The following is a 1,032-nucleotide window of genomic DNA, read 5'->3' as shown; positions in this document are numbered from 1 at the left end:
GAGCGCGCCAGCCCGGTGCCGGCGCCGCCGCCGGAGCTGGGCGAGCCGGCGCAGGTGATCGTGCCGATGGAGTTCTACATCGCGCTGTGAGCGTCGCGCGCTGAGCGCGACGCGTGACTTCCGGGCCTGCGCGGTTCGGCGCGGCGAGGTCATCATGCCGGCCTTCCCGCAGTACGAGACCGCTCATGAACTTCAGGATCGCCGTTGCGGCGTGGTGTTGCGCGGCGTCGCTGGCAGTCGCGGCGTTGCCCGCGGCCGCGCAGGCGCACTCGCTCGAATCGGCGGACGTGACGCGCTTTTGGACCGCCTTCGACGCGATCCGCGCCAGCGCCGACCCGGCCGAAAAACGCCGCGCGCTGCTGCGCGAATACATCGAGCCCGGCACCCCGGGCCTGCAGGCGTTCATGCAGGCCAAGGGCTATACGCCGGAGTGCTATCTCGACGCGATCGAACGCTATCCCAAGTTCTGGGCCTCGGTGCGCGCCGGCACCCTGGCGCTGGCCGACAAGACCGCCGACGCGCCGCAGCGCATCGCCGCCTTGCGCAAGCTGTATCCGCCGCTGCGGCCGGCGACGGTGTATTTCGCCATCGGCTGCCTCAACTCCAGCGGCACCACCCTGGGCGACAAGGTGCTGATCGGCGCGGAACTGGCCGGCGGCGGCCCGGACACCGACGTGTCGGAGATGCCGGAACCGCGCCAGCGCAATCTGCGCAACTACTTCGCCACCCGCCCCGCCGACGGGCTGCCGCTGCTGCTGGTGCACGAGCACGTGCACACCCAGCAGAAGGGCCCCGGCCCGACCCTGCTGGCGCAGGCGATCTACGAAGGCGCCGCCGACTTCGTCGCCGAACGCGCCACCGGCAAGCTGCCGCCGCTGGACTACGTGCGTTACGGCCGGCAGAACGAAGCCCGGCTCAAGCGCGACTTCCGCGCCGACATGCACGAGACGTCCTACGCCAAATGGCTCTACAACGCGCCCGACCCGCGCTAAGGCGTGCGCGACCTCGGCTATTACATGGGCTATGCGATCG

At 70.7% G+C, this 1,032-nt stretch carries 1 protein-coding gene; it reads left to right on the top strand.

Features of this window, described 5'->3' with window-relative positions:
- The first annotated feature begins 185 nt into the window (after positions 1-185).
- Positions 186-992 carry a hypothetical protein gene (locus tag ABZ855_RS48450; RefSeq protein WP_360820515.1) on the top strand — a complete coding sequence of 269 codons (807 nt, stop codon included), beginning with the start codon at positions 186-188 and terminating at the stop codon, positions 990-992.
- The last annotated feature ends 40 nt before the right edge of the window (positions 993-1,032 follow it).

The sequence above is a fragment of the Streptomyces sp. NPDC047042 genome (genome assembly GCF_040644035.1).
Taxonomy (GTDB): domain Bacteria; phylum Actinomycetota; class Actinomycetes; order Streptomycetales; family Streptomycetaceae; genus Streptomyces.
Note: the sequence above shows the minus strand (reverse complement) of the source record. Positions and strands in the feature narration are given on the sequence as shown.

Excerpts from the sequence above, each read along its gene's own strand:
- ABZ855_RS48450 (WP_360820515.1), top strand. The coding sequence starts at position 186 with ATGAACTTCAGGATCGCCGTTGCGGCGTGGTGTTGCGCGGCGTCGCTG.